The following is a 14,111-nucleotide window of genomic DNA, read 5'->3' on the forward strand; positions in this document are numbered from 1 at the left end:
TGGGCGGGCCGCCCGGTTCGACGAGGGCGTCGCGTCGGCGCTGTACGGACTGGTCGCCCCTCTCGGTCGCCTGGCTCTACCACTGGGTGAGTCGGCAGGGAGCTGCCACGAGGGCGGTGACGCCCCAGTTCACCGCCGGCGGCCGGGCCGCCAAAGGTGAGGAGCACCGATGACCCACAGCGAACACCATCGCCCGGAGATCGTCGTCGGGCTGGTGGCGACCCCGCCGGACCACCCCGCCCGGGTGGCCGCACCGCTCAGGGCCGAGTTGGCCGGTGGGCTCGCCGATCGGGTTGACGCAGACGTACGGTGGATCGTCCGGGAAGGCTGGGGCGACGTGGCGCCGCGCCGCGACCACGGCGTCGAGGCACTACTTGACGATCTTGCCCAGCGGCGCGCCGACGACCAGTGGGACGTCGCGATCTGTCTGACCGACCTGCCGCTGCATGCCGAGGGGGTGCCGCTGGTCGCGCAGACCTCCGCTCGGCGTCGAGTCGCGGTGGTGTCCCTGCCCGCGCTGGGGCTGCGCCAGCTACGAGCGGCACGTGCGGCCGTCCCGGACCTGGTGAACAGGCTGCTGACCGATGCGTCCGACAAGCGGGTGCCTCCGACCGCCCAGGCACCGGCCGAGATGGCACGCCGGATGCCCGCCGTTCACCGGGTGGTCGGCGAGGCCGACACCGGCGAGCGGCGCTACGTCGCCTCCGGGCTGATCGGCCGGGCGCGGCTGGTGACCGGCATGGTCCGCGCCAACCGCCCGGGACGCGCCCTGCTGGGCCTGTCCAAGCTGCTGGTCGGCGCGTTCGGCACGGCCGCGTTCGCGCTCACCACGGACACCATCTGGCAGATGGGCGACGCCCTCGGCGGACTCCGGCTCACCGTGATCATGCTGCTCGGGCTGGCCGCGTTGGTGGCCTGGCTGATCGTCGCGCACGACCTGTGGGAGAAACCCGACCGCGAGACACCGACCGAGCTGGCCCGGCTGTTCAACCTGGGTACGGTCCTCACTCTCACGCTGGCGACGGCGGTGTCCTATGTGGTGTTGTTCGTGGGAACGGTGCTCGTCGCGGCGCTGCTGATCGACACATCCGTGCTGGAACAGATCCTGCAGCGGCCGGTCGACTTCACCGACTATCTGACGCTCGCCTGGATCACCAGTTCGTTGGCCACCGTCGGCGGCGCGATCGGCTCCGGGCTGGAGAACGAGGAGACGGTCCGGGCTGCCGCGTACGGCTACCATCCGCAACCCGACGGCTGGCGGGACGAGAAGGGCGGGCAGTCCCACCGCGGCAGGTAGGCGGCGCGGGCACCCGTCCGAGTCGCGACGGTCAGCTGGTGGGCTGGAAGACGGCCCGTACGCAGTCGTCGATCTTCTGTTTGAACATCTCGTAGCCGCGCGGCGCGTCGTCCAACCGCATGGTGTGCGTCGCGAGATGTTCGGTGACCAGCTCACCGCGGGCCATCCGCTCCAGCAGCATGGGAATGTAGCGCTGTCCGTGCTGCTGTGCGCCGCGCAGTGTCAGCCCCTTGTTCATCACCGCTCCGAGCGGAAACTTGTCCACCAGGCCGGCGAAGACGCCCAACACGAACACGCTGCCACCCTTGCGACAGTTGTAGATCGCCTCGCGGGCAGCGATCGGGCGGTCGGACTCGATGCGCAGCTGCTGCTTGACCTGGTCGTACCAGAACTGCGGACCGCTGCTGTGCGATTCCATACCGACTGCCTCGATGCACACGTCCGAGACCAGTGAGGTCCTGCACCCGGACTGCCCACCCACCACCGAGCCGACTCCGATGAACAAACCACTGCGGATGGCCACCCAACAGCGTCGGCGGGAGGGACGACTGTGAAGGCGCTGGTTTGCGTCAAAAAGCGGCGCGGATCCCGGACTCCGAAATCAGGGGCCTGCAGCGATCCGCGCACCCCACCCCAGGCGCCTGGTGGTGGTACGCGCCCTCGCTAAGGACGCTTTGATGACGCACGTCGACCCCATGGACCCGCACGAGGCGTTCGCCGAGCTCGGCCGTATCCGACTCGCCGACATCGACCTCGACACCCTGCTGGACAGCATCGCCCAGCTGGCCAAGCGCACGATCCCCGGGGCCAGTGAGGTCAGTGTCACCCTGCTGCACGGCAACAAGCCGCAGACCGCCGCGTTCACCGGCGCCCTCGCTCTCGCGCTCGCCGAGAAGCCGTACGAACGTGGTTACGGCCCGTGCCTGCAGGCCGCGGAGAGCACCACCAGCCTGATGGTGCCGGACACCGGCAGCGAGCAGCGGTGGCCCGGCTGGACCCAGACCGCCGCCCAGGCCGGCGCGCACAGCACCCTGTCGGTCGGGTTGCGAAACCCGGTGAGTACACCACACAGTGCGCCAGACGTCACTGGACGGACAGCCGGCCGCGGCGTCACTGCCGTTCGGTCCTGGTCGGATCGTCGCTGCCGCTTCGGGTGACCATCGCCTCGGGGAACTGGGCCTCGAACGCGGCGATGACGGATCGCAGCCGGTGCAGCAGCGCTTGGCGGGCCCGGGAGCCGTCGGTGGCGGCGACATCGTCGTCGAGCATCGGGCCCAGATCGTCCCACCGGCTGTCGCGCCTGCGGAATGCGGCGCGAGTGACGACGTACGCCAGGATGCCCTGCCGCAGTCTGCTGGCCACCCGCCAGTCCCACCTGGGCCCTCGATCCGTCGCCTCCCGAAGCGCGCTGTCCAGGTTGCGCTCGATCCGGTCGAACAGGTCCGGTACCACCGTGCAGAACGGGATCTCGACGTTGAACGGTGCTGGCTGCCCGCCGGGGCGTTTGTGGACCATGCCGTCGTCGTCGACGGTGGTGAACCCGCGGCCGACGGCACTGACCGGGATCAGCCTCACCGGTTGGTCGCTCACGACATCCTGGAAGTGCGGGCGCCGCATCAGCAGGTCACGGATCCGCCGAAGTACCTCACGGTCACCGCTGCCCTCCGTGCCACCAAACACGTCCCACTTGGTGACGAGCAGGTGGGCTGGCACCTTCGCCGCCGCCATGACCGACAGCAGCGGATCGACGATGGTGTCGAGGTACCGGTCGCCGACCGGCTCGCCGCGCAGGCAGCGCCGCAGGCGCAGGCCGTCGAGCACTCCGAACAGGGCGTCGGCGCTCGCGACCGCCGCGGCCAGGTCGGCGACGGCCGGGTCTCCTGGCTCCCGCGATTCGAGCAGGCTGCCCGCGTAGTCGAGGAAGTTGATGGTGAGCATCGGCTTCTCGGCATGCTCGTGACGGGCGAGGACCCCGAACGAGAAGACCTTCCGGTCCGCGATGGCGGTGCCTGGCGGCCAGCCGTCCCGGTCGACCACGTCCTGGTACAGCGAGGTGAGCTGGATGGTGGTGGCCATGTCGCCACGTACCCGCACACCGTCGATCGCGGCGTCGCCGCGAAGATGCGTGAACATCGACGCCAGCAGTACCGACTTTCCCGCGCCTCGGGTGCCGAGCAGGACGACGTTGAACGACGGCACCGGCTCCAGGAGGAGGCCGAGTGCCTCGCGGGTGCCGAGAGTGGCCGGGTGGTTCGGGCCGAGAACCCGTGCGCGAGCGGTCAGGACCTCGCGGTAGCCGGTCTCGGCCTGTGCCTGGTGGCCGAGTGTGGCGTGGGCGCCGGCCAGGTGGTGCCGGGCGGACAGCGTGTCCGGGTGGTCGGGTCCGTTCAGACGGGTCCGGACCGACACCACCTCGGTCAGCTCGGCCACGGCATCGCCGGCGCGGTGAGTCGCCAGCAGGACCAGCGCGAGGTGGGTTCTGATCTGCAGGGTGTGCGTGTGTGCCGGACCGAGGGTTTCGAGGCAGGCGGCGAGGACGTCTCGCAGCTCGCCCTCCGCTGTGCGGTACTCACCGGCATCGACGAGAAGGATGGAGAGGTTGCCGCGCAGGAGCAGGGTCTGGGGGTGGGTGACGCCGAGCGTCTCGGTGCTGTCCGCGAGGGCCGCGCGGTACAGGGCCTCCGCCTCGGCTCGGTGCCCGAGATCCCGTACGGCGGTGGCGAGCCTGCCATGCGCCGCGATGGTGTCGGCGTGGGTGCGGCCGAGGTGCTCGACGCGCTGCTCGTACGCGACAAGCCAGGCGAGCCTGGCCAGGTGTGGGCGGCCCTGCTGCTGCGCGACCGCGGCGATGCTGTCGGCTTCGGTGGCCGAGCTGATCGACAGGACTTCCCGGATCACCGGCTCCGGGACGTGGTGGTCGGGCGGGCGACCGCGCTGGACGGCGTCGACGAGGTAGTCGAAGACCTTGATCCGTTCGTCGGCGGCCGGTTGCAGCAGAGCGGTGGTGACCCGGCGGGCCTGGGTAGCCCAGTTCCACGCCTCCGCCACCGTCTCCGGCCGCAGGCGCTCGCCGCCACGGTCGTCGAGGTACCGGTGGTGCAGCAGCTCCAGCACCGCCCGTGGGATCGGCGACGGATAACCGGCGCACCGCACGTCGACCGCGGCGGCGACGAGCGCGGCGCCGCGCGGGTGACTGGGTACGTGGGGGTCCTGGTTCGGGCTCCACGCGTTCTCCCACGCACTGAGCAGATCCGGTCCGGCGCCGAGATACTCGGCGACGCCGTAGTCGTCGGCAACGGCCAGCGCGTCCCCGATCCGACGGTCACCGGCCATGCCTCGGGCGCGGGTCCGTTCGGCTCTGGTGAACTGTCGTTCCACCCGAATCCGGTACGCCTGCGCGAGCGCGGAACGCGCTTCCTTGTGGGCCTGCCGCTGTCCGTCGTCGGCGGCGAGTCGGTCACGAGCCAGCCGTTCGGCCTCGACGGCCCGCAGCGTCGCGATGACGACCCGGTGACCGCGGCCCGCGCCGAGGACGGTGGCGACACCGGCTCGGGTCAACCCACCTGGACCGAGGAACTGCTCGATGTCGTCGAGCCACAGCACACTCCGACGTTCCCCTGCCGCGGCGACGACCGCGTGTGGGATCGCGTCGCGCGTGCTGGGCGCCACCAGGACGTGGTTGGGCAGCAGCTCTCGGATCGCCTCGTACGCCGCACGCGACTTGCCGGCCAGCGAGTCACCGACCAGCAGCACGAACACGCTTCCGGTCAGCTGCCGGCGCAGTTCGGCGTCGATGTCCCTGGGCACGTACGGCGGCAGACGCTCCGGTGCCGACGTGTCGGCTGCCGCCACCGCCGGGTTGACGCCCAGCCAGGTCGGCCTGCCAACCTCCCGCACCCGGGGCAGCCGGCCGCGCAGCACCAGGCAACCGTCGACGACACCCAACTGTTGGTCGTCGCGGCGCTGCCCGTACCGCTGCGCCCGCCCCTGCCAGATCGCCCCTAGCGCGGCAGCGACGGCGGCGATCGCCGTCACCGCCGCGACGATCCACAGATTTGTGACGTTCGCCGCGACCAGGGCCGCGGGCGTCGCCGTCAGCAGCGCGAGCCCGGCGACGGCGAGGATGATCCGGCGGTCGCGCGATCGTCTCGCACCCATGCCACCCGGCTCCTCTTCTGGGCCACGCGACCGCCTCACGCGCGGCTGCTGTGGACTGTAGCGTCCGCGGTCCCTCCGCTCGCCAAACGCGTTCGCCCGCGCCGCCGACGGGACCCATCTGCGCCGGTGGTGAGGTGCCCAGGCCTGTTGTCCGTAGAGTATTTCCGCAGTGGTCACGTCAGATGACGTCGACAGCCGAGAGGAGGTGGGTAGTCGGATGCTCGTTGGCGTCGTCGTACACCCGACCAGGCCGCAGGCCGCTGAGACGGCGGAGCTGGTGTCGCGGATCTGCGCCGAGCACGGTGCCGCGTCGCAGACCCTGGACGTCTGGCAGGACGAGCAGAGCCCCGCCGACGTGCTGGCCGGGATGACGCGGCGACCGCAGCTCGTCGTCACCATCGGCGGCGACGGAACCCTCCTGCGCGGGCTGGCCGTCGCGGTCGAGGCCGACGCACCAGTTCTCGGCGTGAAGGCCGGCCGGGTCGGCTTCCTCACCCCGTTCGCCGCGACGGACCTGCCGAGGGTGCTCGGCGCCGCCCTGACCGGCCGCGCACCCATCCAGCAGCGCATGCTCCTCACCCTGCGGGCGTCGCGCCCGCTGCAGGTCCCGCCGGAGCTGCGAACCCTGCTGCGCTACGGCCGCGGTCCCGCACCCGCCCAACCCATCTCCCGACCGGGCACGTCCGACCAGGTGGGCTGGGGTGTCCCGCTGGGCCTCAGCGCCCTCAACGACGTCGTGTTCGAAAAGCTTGGCCGGGACCGGCAGACGAGCGTGGCGGTGTACCTGTCCGGTCGGCTGTTCGCCACCTACTCCGCCGACGGCGTCCTGGTGGCCTCGCCGACGGGCTCCACCGCGTACTCGTTCGCGGCCGGCGGACCGGTCCTGTCGCCGCGCCTCAACGCCCTCGTCTTCACCCCGGTCGCCCCGCACATGGCGTTCAACCGCAGCATGGTCACCGCCCCGGACGAACCCGTGGGTGTCCAGGTGCTTCCGCGATCGGGTCAGGTCGCCGTCGTCGTCGATGGGCGCGTACACGGAATCCTCGACCCCGGCGACTGGGTCGCCGTCTACCCTGCCCGACGCCGCGCGAAGCTCATCGTCGCCGACGTCGACGACTTCTTCGGCCGGCTCCGGGACCAGTTCTCGCTGGCCGATGCTCCCGCGGCCCGCGCCGACACCGACAGCCAGCCCCCGCTGCTGGTCTACCGGCCGGACCTGCCGGTGCCGGAGGACCTACAACACCTGCACCTGCCGGCAGAGGATTCCGATCCGGCCTGAGCCTCACGGCGCACGCCTCCAGCCCCGCGACGAGGAAGCCGCCGCGCCGGGGACTGACCCTAGTCAGTCGTCGTACCCGCGGCGTTCCACACGAGTACGGCCTCGCAGGAGCCGCGATCGGCACGCCGCGCGGTGAGGGTCACGGCCCGGTCGCCCGGCAGCAACCGGGCCTCGCCGAGGAACTGCTCGTCCACCAGCCGGACCCGCGTTCTGGCCCCGGCGATCGTCCGACCCTGTGCGGTGATCGTCCAGTCGACCACCGGCGAGCAGCCGCCCCGCACCTCGAACGACCCGGTCACCCGAGTGTCCTCGGCATCGTCGAGCGCAAATTGAGTGGTGACCGACCCGCCGCCGGGAACCGTCCACATCATCTGCCGGGGCGGGCAATGAGGCACGCCCTGCTGGACGCAGATGGGGCGGTTGTGCTCGCGGGGTCGGTCACCGGACCGGTAGGTCAGCCCCGGCGTGGGGTCCGTGCTCTCGTCGTGCCAGTACACCAGCCCGCCCCACAGCACGAGGCACGGCGCGGACACGATGCACACCGCGAGCGCCTGGAGCGCCTTCGCCCCGGCCGCCTTGCCAACGGACATGTCCATCACCCCCCGGGAGCTCCACCACCGTATTCATTGAACCAGCCCGATATCACCATCCGGCCCTTGCCGACGCGCTCGCGATGGTCGAGGTGGCCGCACGGGAGCGCGCCGCCAGACACGGGGGTTCTGGCGGCGCGCTCGTCCAGGGTGGCGGGTCAGCCGGAGGAGACGGGTAGCGGTGGTCGAAGGAGGCGTGGCCACGGTGTCATCATGAGTCCGTCAGACCATCGCTTCCAGATCAACCTCCTTGCGCAGCGCGGGTAGGGCGAACGCGAGCAGGGCGGCGGCCAGGGTGAGGCAGGCACCGACGGTGAAGGCGGTGTGGAAGCCGTCGAGCATCGCGGCCGGTGGTGTGGAACCGGCGAGGTTCTTCTCGAACTGGTTGGTGGCGACGGCGGCCAGGACCGCCACTCCGATCGCGCCTCCGGCCTGCTGGGAGACGTTGATCAGGCCCGATCCGGCGCCGGTCTCGTCACGGCGCAGTCCGCTCACTGCGGCATTGATCACCGGCACCAGGGACAGCCCGAATCCGCAACCGGACAGCACCAGGGCAGGCAGCATCTGGCCGACGTAGCTGCCCTCCGTGGTCGTCCGCAGCAGCAGAAGTTGCCCTGCGGCGGCGGTGGTCAGGCCCAGCACCAGGAGCGCACGGGCGCCGATCCGGGGCATCAGCTGGATGGCCACGCCGCTGAGCACGGCGATGCTGACGCCGATCGGGATGAAGGCCAGGCCGGCCTGCAAGGGCTCCCAGCCCAGGACCAGTTGCAGGTACAGGGTCGTGAAGAAGAACATCCCGTACAGCCCGGCCGCGGCGAGCAGCATCAGCCCGTTGGCGACCGACACGGCGCGGTGCCGGAAGATGCCGAGCCGGATCAGGGGATCGGCGGCGCGACGCTCGTGGAGGACGAATGCGAGCAGAAGGAGGGCCGCTCCGACGAGCCCGCCGATGGTCAGTGAGTCGCCCCAGGAGCGATGTTCGGTGTTGATGACCGTGTACAGCAGCAGGACCAGACCGCCGCTGATGAGAACGCCGCCGAGCCAGTCGAGTTTCGTGCCGCTCGTACCGGATTCGCGGAGGCCGGGATCCCTGGGGAGCTGGGTCAGGGTGGCGGCGGCCAGGACGATGCCGATCGGCACGTTGACCCAGAAGACCCACCGCCAGCTCACCGAATCGGTCAGCAGGCCGCCGAGGACGACGCCGGAGACACCGGCGATGCCGGACAGGCCGCCCCACAGTCCGAGTGCCTGCCGGCGTTTGGCCGGGTCCGTCATCGTGGCGACCAGAAGGCTGAGTGCCGCGGGACTCATCAGTGCCGCACCCAGACCCTGGGCGGCCCGGGCGACGATGAGCTGGGTCGAGGTGTCCGCCAGACCCGCGCCGAGAGACGAGCCGACGAAGAGCAGAAGCCCGGTGACGAACACCTTGCGACGGCCGAAGAGGTCCGCCCCGCGTCCGCCGAGCATGAGAAAACCACCGAACAGCACCATGTACGCGCCGACGACCCAGGCCAACGCGGACGGGTTGGCGAAATGGAGGTCGCTGCTGATCGACGGCAACGCGACGTTGACCACCGTCTCGTCGACGATCACCAGGAATTGCGCGGTGCAGGTGATGCCGAGCACCAGTCCGGGGCGCAGGGTGCGGGTGGCTGACACCCTGGGCGGCTTTGTCACCGACATGGCGGGCCTTCCTTGGGCTGACGTGTCCCGTGTTGAGCGCACTCTCCCCACTCTTCTCCAAGTGGAGTATTACTCCAACTGGAGAAGAGATTAGGACGCCCGGTATGAGCCGTCAACCCGTCCGGGCCCTCGTGCCACGTTTGTGGTCTTCCGGCGGTGTACCTTGATCCGCACTGGATGAATGGAGCCGGACTTGTGTCATCGACTCGCACCCGCATGCTCGACGCGGCGATCGAGATCATCGCGCGTGACGGCCTCCGTGCGCTGACCTTCCGCGCGATCGAAGAGGCAGCCTCGGCCTCGCACGGCTCGACGATCTACTACTTCAAGCATCAGGACGGGCTCATCGCCGCCGTCCTGCAACATCTCGCCGAGCGCGATCAGGCCGCGTTGGCGCAGTCCCCGATCCTGGAGCTGCTCCGGGAGGCGGCTACGGAGCAGGAGGTCGGCCGCCTCCTCGCCGGCCTGGTCGAGGAGTTCGTGGGCCGCAGCAGGGCCCTCTCCCTGGCGCGGTACGAGATCTTCCTCTACACCGCCCGGCGGCCGGAGCAAGCCGAAGCTGCCGTGGCGCACTGGCGTGGAAACTTCATTCAGCTCCTGGAGCCGATGATGGCTCAGATGGGAGCCGTTGATCCCGTGGGCGCGGCCAGGTTCTTCATGTCCGCGTTCGACGGTGTCCTGCTGGGCCTGCTGATCAGTCCGAGCGGGATGGAGAGCGGTGACCTCGCCACGTTCCTGACCCGCCTCCTGCGGGCGGTGACCGGAGACACCTCGGCCACCCACTGATCGAACAGGTGAGTGGCCGAGGGGAGGTGACTCGCTGCCGGCTCACGCCGAGGCGCCAAACGCCGCCTCTCGCTGCCGCCGGAGCCAGCCACGCATCAGCCAGGCGACCGGCGCGGCGGGCAGCGCCTTGCGCTCCACCTCGGTGGTGGCGGCGGATGCCATCCACGGCGGCATGAACCTCAGTGTCCACTTCGGCGCCGACTTGACCATCTGGCGCTCGAAGACGTCCCATTCCTTCTTGCCCAGCGCGGGCTTCAGCCGGCCGTTGAGCTCACGCTCCTCGTCGGCGGTGTGCACCACCAACAACTGCCGCAACGTCGCCGTCTTGTCGGCGATCTCGGCGAGCACCGCCGGGTCGTCACCCACCGAGCCGATGGTCTTCTGTAGCTGATGGAGCAGTTCGGCCAGCTCGTGGTGCTCGGAGGTCATCAGCTCGAGTGCCTCGGCCGGGGCTCCGCGCTCGCGCAGCATCGGCCACAGGACGTCGTCCTCGCCCTCGTGATGGTGATCGATGAGCTGGAGGACCCGGTCCGCGTACTGGATGAGGGCCGCCGTCCGCCGATCGTCAGGTCTTTGCGACAACTCCCGCGCGGCGTCGCTGATCTGTTGCAGGTCGCGCGCCATCGCCCGGTGGACGACGACCATCACGAGGTAGCCGTTTGCCACCGGTTCGGTTGTCGTGCCCAATGGTCTGCCTCCTTCGATTCGTTTGGGAGATTCTAACTGCGCTGGTGAGCTGCTCGGGGGCCTTAGAAGTCCACAGTGGCGGTGACCGGCAGGCGTTGCTGCTCCAGCAGCCACCGGGTCTGGAACCGCTGGATCTTCCCGCTCGGGGTCCGGGGCAGTCCGTTCCTGTTGACGAAGAGGCAACGGGTCAGGGCGATCCCGCACTTGACCCGGATGGCGGCCGCGGCCTCCGCGGCCACCAGCCCCGCGTCGCTCGACGTGCGCTTCAGCTCCGCCAACAGGACCAGGCCCGGGCTGACACCCGGCTCGTCCAGCACCACGGAGCAGCCCTCCCGCACCGTGCCGAGGCTCTCCACCGTGGCCTCCAACTCCCTGGCGTACACCTTGCGACCGCCGACGGAGAGCATGTCGTCGGTCCGGCCCACCATGTACAGCTCGCCGTCGGCGAGGAACCCGAGATCTCCGGTACGGAGGCGACCGCCGGTGAACACTCTGGCGGTCCGCTCCGGATCGTTGTGGTAGCCCTCGGCCAGGCTCGGTGACCTGACGACGATCTCCGCGAGCCGGCCAGGCTCCGCCGTTTCCACAGTAACCCCCGCACAAGGCCGGCCCACGGACACCACGACTGTGGCGTGCTCGTGCTCCGCGGACGTCTCGACGATCCGCCCGTCGGCAAGCTCGACCGCGTCCAGGACAATCGTCCGCGGCTTCTCGCGGTGGTCGCAGGCGGTGACCGCCAACGTCGCCTCGGCGAGGCCGTATGCCGGCATGAAGTGTTCCATCCGCAGCCCGGACGACCCGAAGGTCGCGACCGCGGCGGACAGCACCGCGTGATCAACGCGTTCGGCACCGAGTACGCACACCCGCAGCGCCAGTTGCTTCGACAGCGGATGCCTGCCCTGCGCCCTGGTCGCCAGATGCAGCCCGGTGCTCGTGCCCGCGGTCATCGTGATGCCGTGCTCGGCGAGGTCGCGGAACCAACTCCGGGGTGACGAGAACAGCCGTTCCGGTGCGGAGAGCCAGATGTCGCTGTCGAAGCCGAAGGTGTACAGCAGGCAGCCGAAGATGCCCATGTCGTGGGAGAGCGGAAGCCAGGACGCCACCCGTTCCGTGCGATGCTCCGCCCCCAGCATCGAGTGGATCATGGAAAGCTGGCGCGACACCGCGTCGGCCGTCAGCACGCAACCCTTCGGCCGTCCGGTGCTTCCCGAGGAGAACTGGATGAAACAGATCTCGTTGCCGGCGGGCAGCGTCGGGTCGATGCGTTCGCCGGGGCCCGCGAGCGAGGCCCAGGACCGCGTGGTGACCGCGTCCGGTGGTGGGTCACCCAGTTTCGCGCGCACGTCGTCGTCGAGCAGCAACAGTTCGGCGTCCAGCTCATCGATGATCCGGTTCACCAGCCCGGCGTACTCTTCCCCGCTCATCCCGCGGCTCGGCAGCGGCAGCGAGGCGACCACTCCCCCGGCCAGCCACACGGCGAGCAGTCCGACGACGGCCTCCGCCGTGTTGGTCAGTACGCAGGCAACCCGGCTGCCCGGGCGTACACCCTGCTCGCGCAGGTGGGTCGCGGCCCGGTACGCACGGTCGATGACCTCGGCCCACGGCAGCTCGGCCCACTGCCCGTCCACCCAGGTGCGCAGTGAACGGCGGGGCCGACCGCCGGTCAGCATGTCCCAGATCAGCACGATGACACCACTGTCACTCCACGTCCGTGACGGTCATGACGTGCGTCCGGTCCCGATTGGCGAGCGGGATGTCCGGGGCGACCGGGAACGACACGCCGCGGTCCGCGGCGGCCGCGACGAGGCTGCCGCCGGCCGCCTTGATCGCCATTCGTTCCGGGTCGATCCGGATCACCTTCGTGACGAGGTGCACCCGCTCCAGGGCCCAGACGACTGTCGCGGTCACGTCGATCTGCCACCAGAGCAGACCGTGCCGGGCGGAGCGGGGGAAGGCGTGGTGGTTGTTGTGCCAGGCCTCGCCGAACGAGGGCAGGGCGAGCCAGGCCACGTTGCGCGACTCGTCCTCTGTCGGGTACGCCCGCTTGCCGAAGTAGTGACCGACGGAGTTCACGGCGTACGTGATGTGATTGACCAGGAAGATCCGGACGAGCCCGCCCCACAGCATGCCGGTGAGGAACGCCGTCACGCTCTGCCCGATCGCCGCGCCGATGATTCCCGGCAGCACGATGCCGGCCAGCACGATGCCGACGAAGTGCTCGCTGATCCACCGCATCGGCTTCTCCCGCACCAGGTCGGGGCAGTACCGCATCGGACTGGATTCCAGGTTCTCGTTGAACAGCCAGCCCAGATGCGCGTGCCAGAGGCCGGCCATCATGCCGCGGAAGCCGGGCTCGAAATCGAGATGCGGACTGTGCGGGTCACCGGGCCGGTCGGCCACCCGGTGGTGGTGCCGGTGGTGCGACACCCAGATCAGGGGTGGTCCCTGCCCGGCCATCGAACCGACCGTGGCCAGCGAGTACCGGATCACCTTGGTCGTCTCGAAGGCGCGGTGCGCGAAGAGCCGGTGATAGCCCATCGAGATACCGAGCCCGCAGAGGACGTACATGGTGACGAGGGCGGCCACGTCCGACCAGCCGAACATGCGGTTCCACAGCAGCGCCATCGCGGCGGCGATGCCGAACAGCGGGATGACCGACGCGGCCAGGATGAACCAACGGTGTTCTCTGCCGTTCATGCGGCGTCTTCCTTTCTGGTTCGGGCGTCCGCGGCGGCGACCACCCGGTTGAGTCGATCCATGCGGGTGGCCAGGGACATCAGCCCTTCCAACCGGAACGCCGGTGGCTGCCGGCCGTCGACGTCCGTGAAGCCGTACTCCGCCGCCAGGTCACCGACCGCGAGGGTGCTGCCGGAGTGGCGGACCAGGTCCGGATCGGCCATCAGGGCGGCGACGGCGCGGCCGACGTACTGCGGCGTGTGCATCACCGCGGCGGGCCCCTCGCCCAGCGCCGACCAGGCGGCCTCCACGCGTTCGGTACGCACGAAGCCGGGCAGCAGGCTGACCGCTGCCACCCCGTGCCGGGCCAGTTCCCGTGCCATCCCGAAGGTCTGCCGGGTGGCCGCGAACTTGCACGTGTCATAGGCGACCTGGCCGAGGTAGGTGTCGCCGTCCTGGTAGCTCATCGACACGATCAGGCCCCGCTTCGCGGCGACCATCAGCCGGGCGGCATGCTGACTGGTGACGTACTGGCCGCGCAGCGAAGCCGCGAACAGGTCGTACCGCCAGGCCGGCTGCTTCCAGAACGGGGCGTCGAACTTCGCGTCGGTGGACCTCTCGTACCCGGCCCAGGCGTTGTTGACCAGCAGGTCGATCCGCCCGTGCCCCTCCTCGACCCGACCGAACAGTGCGGCGATCTCGCCCTCGTCGGTGTGGTCACAGCGCACCGCGATGCCGGTTCCGCCGGCCTGGGACACGGCGGCGGCGGTGTCGTCGACAGTGCCGGGAAGGTCCTCGGTGGTCGGTTTGCCCTTGGTGCTGCGTCCGGTCACGTACACGGTCGCGCCGGCCGATCCCAGCGCGATGGCCACGCCCTTGCCCACTCCGCGGCTGGCGCCGGTGACCACGGCCACCACGGACCGCAGATCGGGTGCTTGCCAAACGTCCTGCACAT

Annotated in this window: 12 protein-coding genes and 1 pseudogene; 5 read left to right on the forward strand and 8 right to left on the reverse strand. The window is 70.1% G+C overall.

What is annotated here, in order from left to right; genetic code table 11:
- Positions 1-169 precede the first annotated feature (169 nt).
- Positions 170-1,297 carry a hypothetical protein gene (locus ACGFIQ_RS29985; RefSeq protein ID WP_393248849.1) on the forward strand — a complete coding sequence of 376 codons (1,128 nt, stop codon included), beginning with the start codon at positions 170-172 and terminating at the stop codon, positions 1,295-1,297.
- A 31-nt stretch (positions 1,298-1,328) separates the two neighbouring features.
- On the opposite strand, the pseudogene ACGFIQ_RS29990 reads toward ACGFIQ_RS29985, so the two are convergent.
- A pseudogene (locus ACGFIQ_RS29990) lies at positions 1,329-1,643 on the reverse strand (glutathione-dependent formaldehyde dehydrogenase); the annotation flags it as partial.
- Between the two features lie 85 nt (positions 1,644-1,728).
- On the opposite strand from ACGFIQ_RS29990, the gene ACGFIQ_RS29995 reads away from it, so the two are divergent.
- Together ACGFIQ_RS29995 and ACGFIQ_RS30000 are read left to right on the forward strand one after the other, a co-directional pair.
- Positions 1,729-1,851: a hypothetical protein gene (locus ACGFIQ_RS29995; protein ID WP_393248850.1), complete on the forward strand. Its 123-nt coding sequence runs from the start codon at positions 1,729-1,731 to the stop codon at positions 1,849-1,851.
- Between the two features lie 123 nt (positions 1,852-1,974).
- Positions 1,975-2,454 carry a hypothetical protein gene (locus ACGFIQ_RS30000; RefSeq protein ID WP_393248851.1) on the forward strand — a complete coding sequence of 160 codons (480 nt, stop codon included), beginning with the start codon at positions 1,975-1,977 and terminating at the stop codon, positions 2,452-2,454.
- Here ACGFIQ_RS30000 and ACGFIQ_RS30005 read toward each other — a convergent pair.
- Entirely contained in the window at positions 2,408-5,455 is a 3,048-nt protein-coding gene (locus tag ACGFIQ_RS30005; protein ID WP_393248852.1) for a tetratricopeptide repeat protein, read from the reverse strand. The two genes, ACGFIQ_RS30000 and ACGFIQ_RS30005, sit on opposite strands and share 47 nt — an antisense overlap.
- 217 nt (positions 5,456-5,672) lie before the next feature.
- On the opposite strand from ACGFIQ_RS30005, the gene ACGFIQ_RS30010 reads away from it, so the two are divergent.
- Complete coding sequence (locus ACGFIQ_RS30010; protein WP_393248853.1) at positions 5,673-6,734, forward strand: NAD(+)/NADH kinase; 1,062 nt, start codon at positions 5,673-5,675, stop codon at positions 6,732-6,734.
- Between the two features lie 59 nt (positions 6,735-6,793).
- Here ACGFIQ_RS30010 and ACGFIQ_RS30015 read toward each other — a convergent pair whose 3' ends face one another.
- Both ACGFIQ_RS30015 and ACGFIQ_RS30020 read right to left on the reverse strand, forming a co-directional pair.
- Positions 6,794-7,324, reverse strand: coding sequence for a hypothetical protein (locus ACGFIQ_RS30015; RefSeq protein WP_393248854.1), 531 nt, complete (start codon positions 7,322-7,324; stop codon positions 6,794-6,796).
- Positions 7,325-7,546: 222 nt separating this feature from the next.
- Positions 7,547-9,007: an MFS transporter gene (locus ACGFIQ_RS30020; RefSeq protein WP_393248855.1), complete on the reverse strand. Its 1,461-nt coding sequence runs from the start codon at positions 9,005-9,007 to the stop codon at positions 7,547-7,549.
- Between the two features lie 195 nt (positions 9,008-9,202).
- On the opposite strand from ACGFIQ_RS30020, the gene ACGFIQ_RS30025 reads away from it, so the two are divergent.
- Positions 9,203-9,793 carry a TetR/AcrR family transcriptional regulator gene (locus ACGFIQ_RS30025; protein ID WP_393248856.1) on the forward strand — a complete coding sequence of 197 codons (591 nt, stop codon included), beginning with the start codon at positions 9,203-9,205 and terminating at the stop codon, positions 9,791-9,793.
- A 42-nt stretch (positions 9,794-9,835) separates the two neighbouring features.
- Here ACGFIQ_RS30025 and ACGFIQ_RS30030 read toward each other — a convergent pair whose 3' ends face one another.
- The 4 genes from ACGFIQ_RS30030 to ACGFIQ_RS30045 all read right to left on the reverse strand — a co-directional run bounded on the left by ACGFIQ_RS30030 (position 9,836) and on the right by ACGFIQ_RS30045 (position 14,109).
- Positions 9,836-10,480 (reverse strand): hemerythrin domain-containing protein, encoded by a 645-nt coding sequence (locus ACGFIQ_RS30030; protein WP_393248857.1) that lies wholly within the window; start codon positions 10,478-10,480, stop codon positions 9,836-9,838.
- Positions 10,481-10,542: 62 nt separating this feature from the next.
- Complete coding sequence (locus tag ACGFIQ_RS30035) at positions 10,543-12,165, reverse strand: AMP-binding protein (protein ID WP_393248858.1); 1,623 nt, start codon at positions 12,163-12,165, stop codon at positions 10,543-10,545.
- Positions 12,166-12,178: 13 nt separating this feature from the next.
- A complete protein-coding gene (locus tag ACGFIQ_RS30040) occupies positions 12,179-13,177 on the reverse strand; it encodes an acyl-CoA desaturase (protein ID WP_393248859.1) in 999 nt (332 codons plus the stop codon).
- Positions 13,174-14,109 (reverse strand): SDR family NAD(P)-dependent oxidoreductase, encoded by a 936-nt coding sequence (locus tag ACGFIQ_RS30045; protein WP_393248860.1) that lies wholly within the window; start codon positions 14,107-14,109, stop codon positions 13,174-13,176. The genes ACGFIQ_RS30040 and ACGFIQ_RS30045 overlap by 4 nt, the downstream gene beginning before the upstream one ends.
- Between the last annotated feature and the right edge of the window lie 2 nt (positions 14,110-14,111).

The sequence above is a fragment of the Micromonospora sp. NPDC048898 genome (assembly GCF_043198035.1).
Classification (GTDB): domain Bacteria; phylum Actinomycetota; class Actinomycetes; order Mycobacteriales; family Micromonosporaceae; genus Micromonospora.

Bases quoted from the DNA above. Each gene is read 5' to 3' on its own strand.
- ACGFIQ_RS30000 (WP_393248851.1), top strand. From the start codon at position 1,975: ATGACGCACGTCGACCCCATGGACCCGCACGAGGCGTTCGCCGAGCTC.
- ACGFIQ_RS29995 (WP_393248850.1), top strand. From the start codon at position 1,729: ATGCACACGTCCGAGACCAGTGAGGTCCTGCACCCGGACTGCCCACCC.
- ACGFIQ_RS30040 (WP_393248859.1), bottom strand. From the start codon at position 13,177: ATGAACGGCAGAGAACACCGTTGGTTCATCCTGGCCGCGTCGGTCATC.
- ACGFIQ_RS30005 (WP_393248852.1), bottom strand. From the start codon at position 5,455: ATGGGTGCGAGACGATCGCGCGACCGCCGGATCATCCTCGCCGTCGCC.
- ACGFIQ_RS30015 (WP_393248854.1), bottom strand. From the start codon at position 7,324: ATGTCCGTTGGCAAGGCGGCCGGGGCGAAGGCGCTCCAGGCGCTCGCG.
- ACGFIQ_RS29985 (WP_393248849.1), top strand. From the start codon at position 170: ATGACCCACAGCGAACACCATCGCCCGGAGATCGTCGTCGGGCTGGTG.
- ACGFIQ_RS30020 (WP_393248855.1), bottom strand. From the start codon at position 9,007: ATGTCGGTGACAAAGCCGCCCAGGGTGTCAGCCACCCGCACCCTGCGC.
- ACGFIQ_RS30010 (WP_393248853.1), top strand. From the start codon at position 5,673: ATGCTCGTTGGCGTCGTCGTACACCCGACCAGGCCGCAGGCCGCTGAG.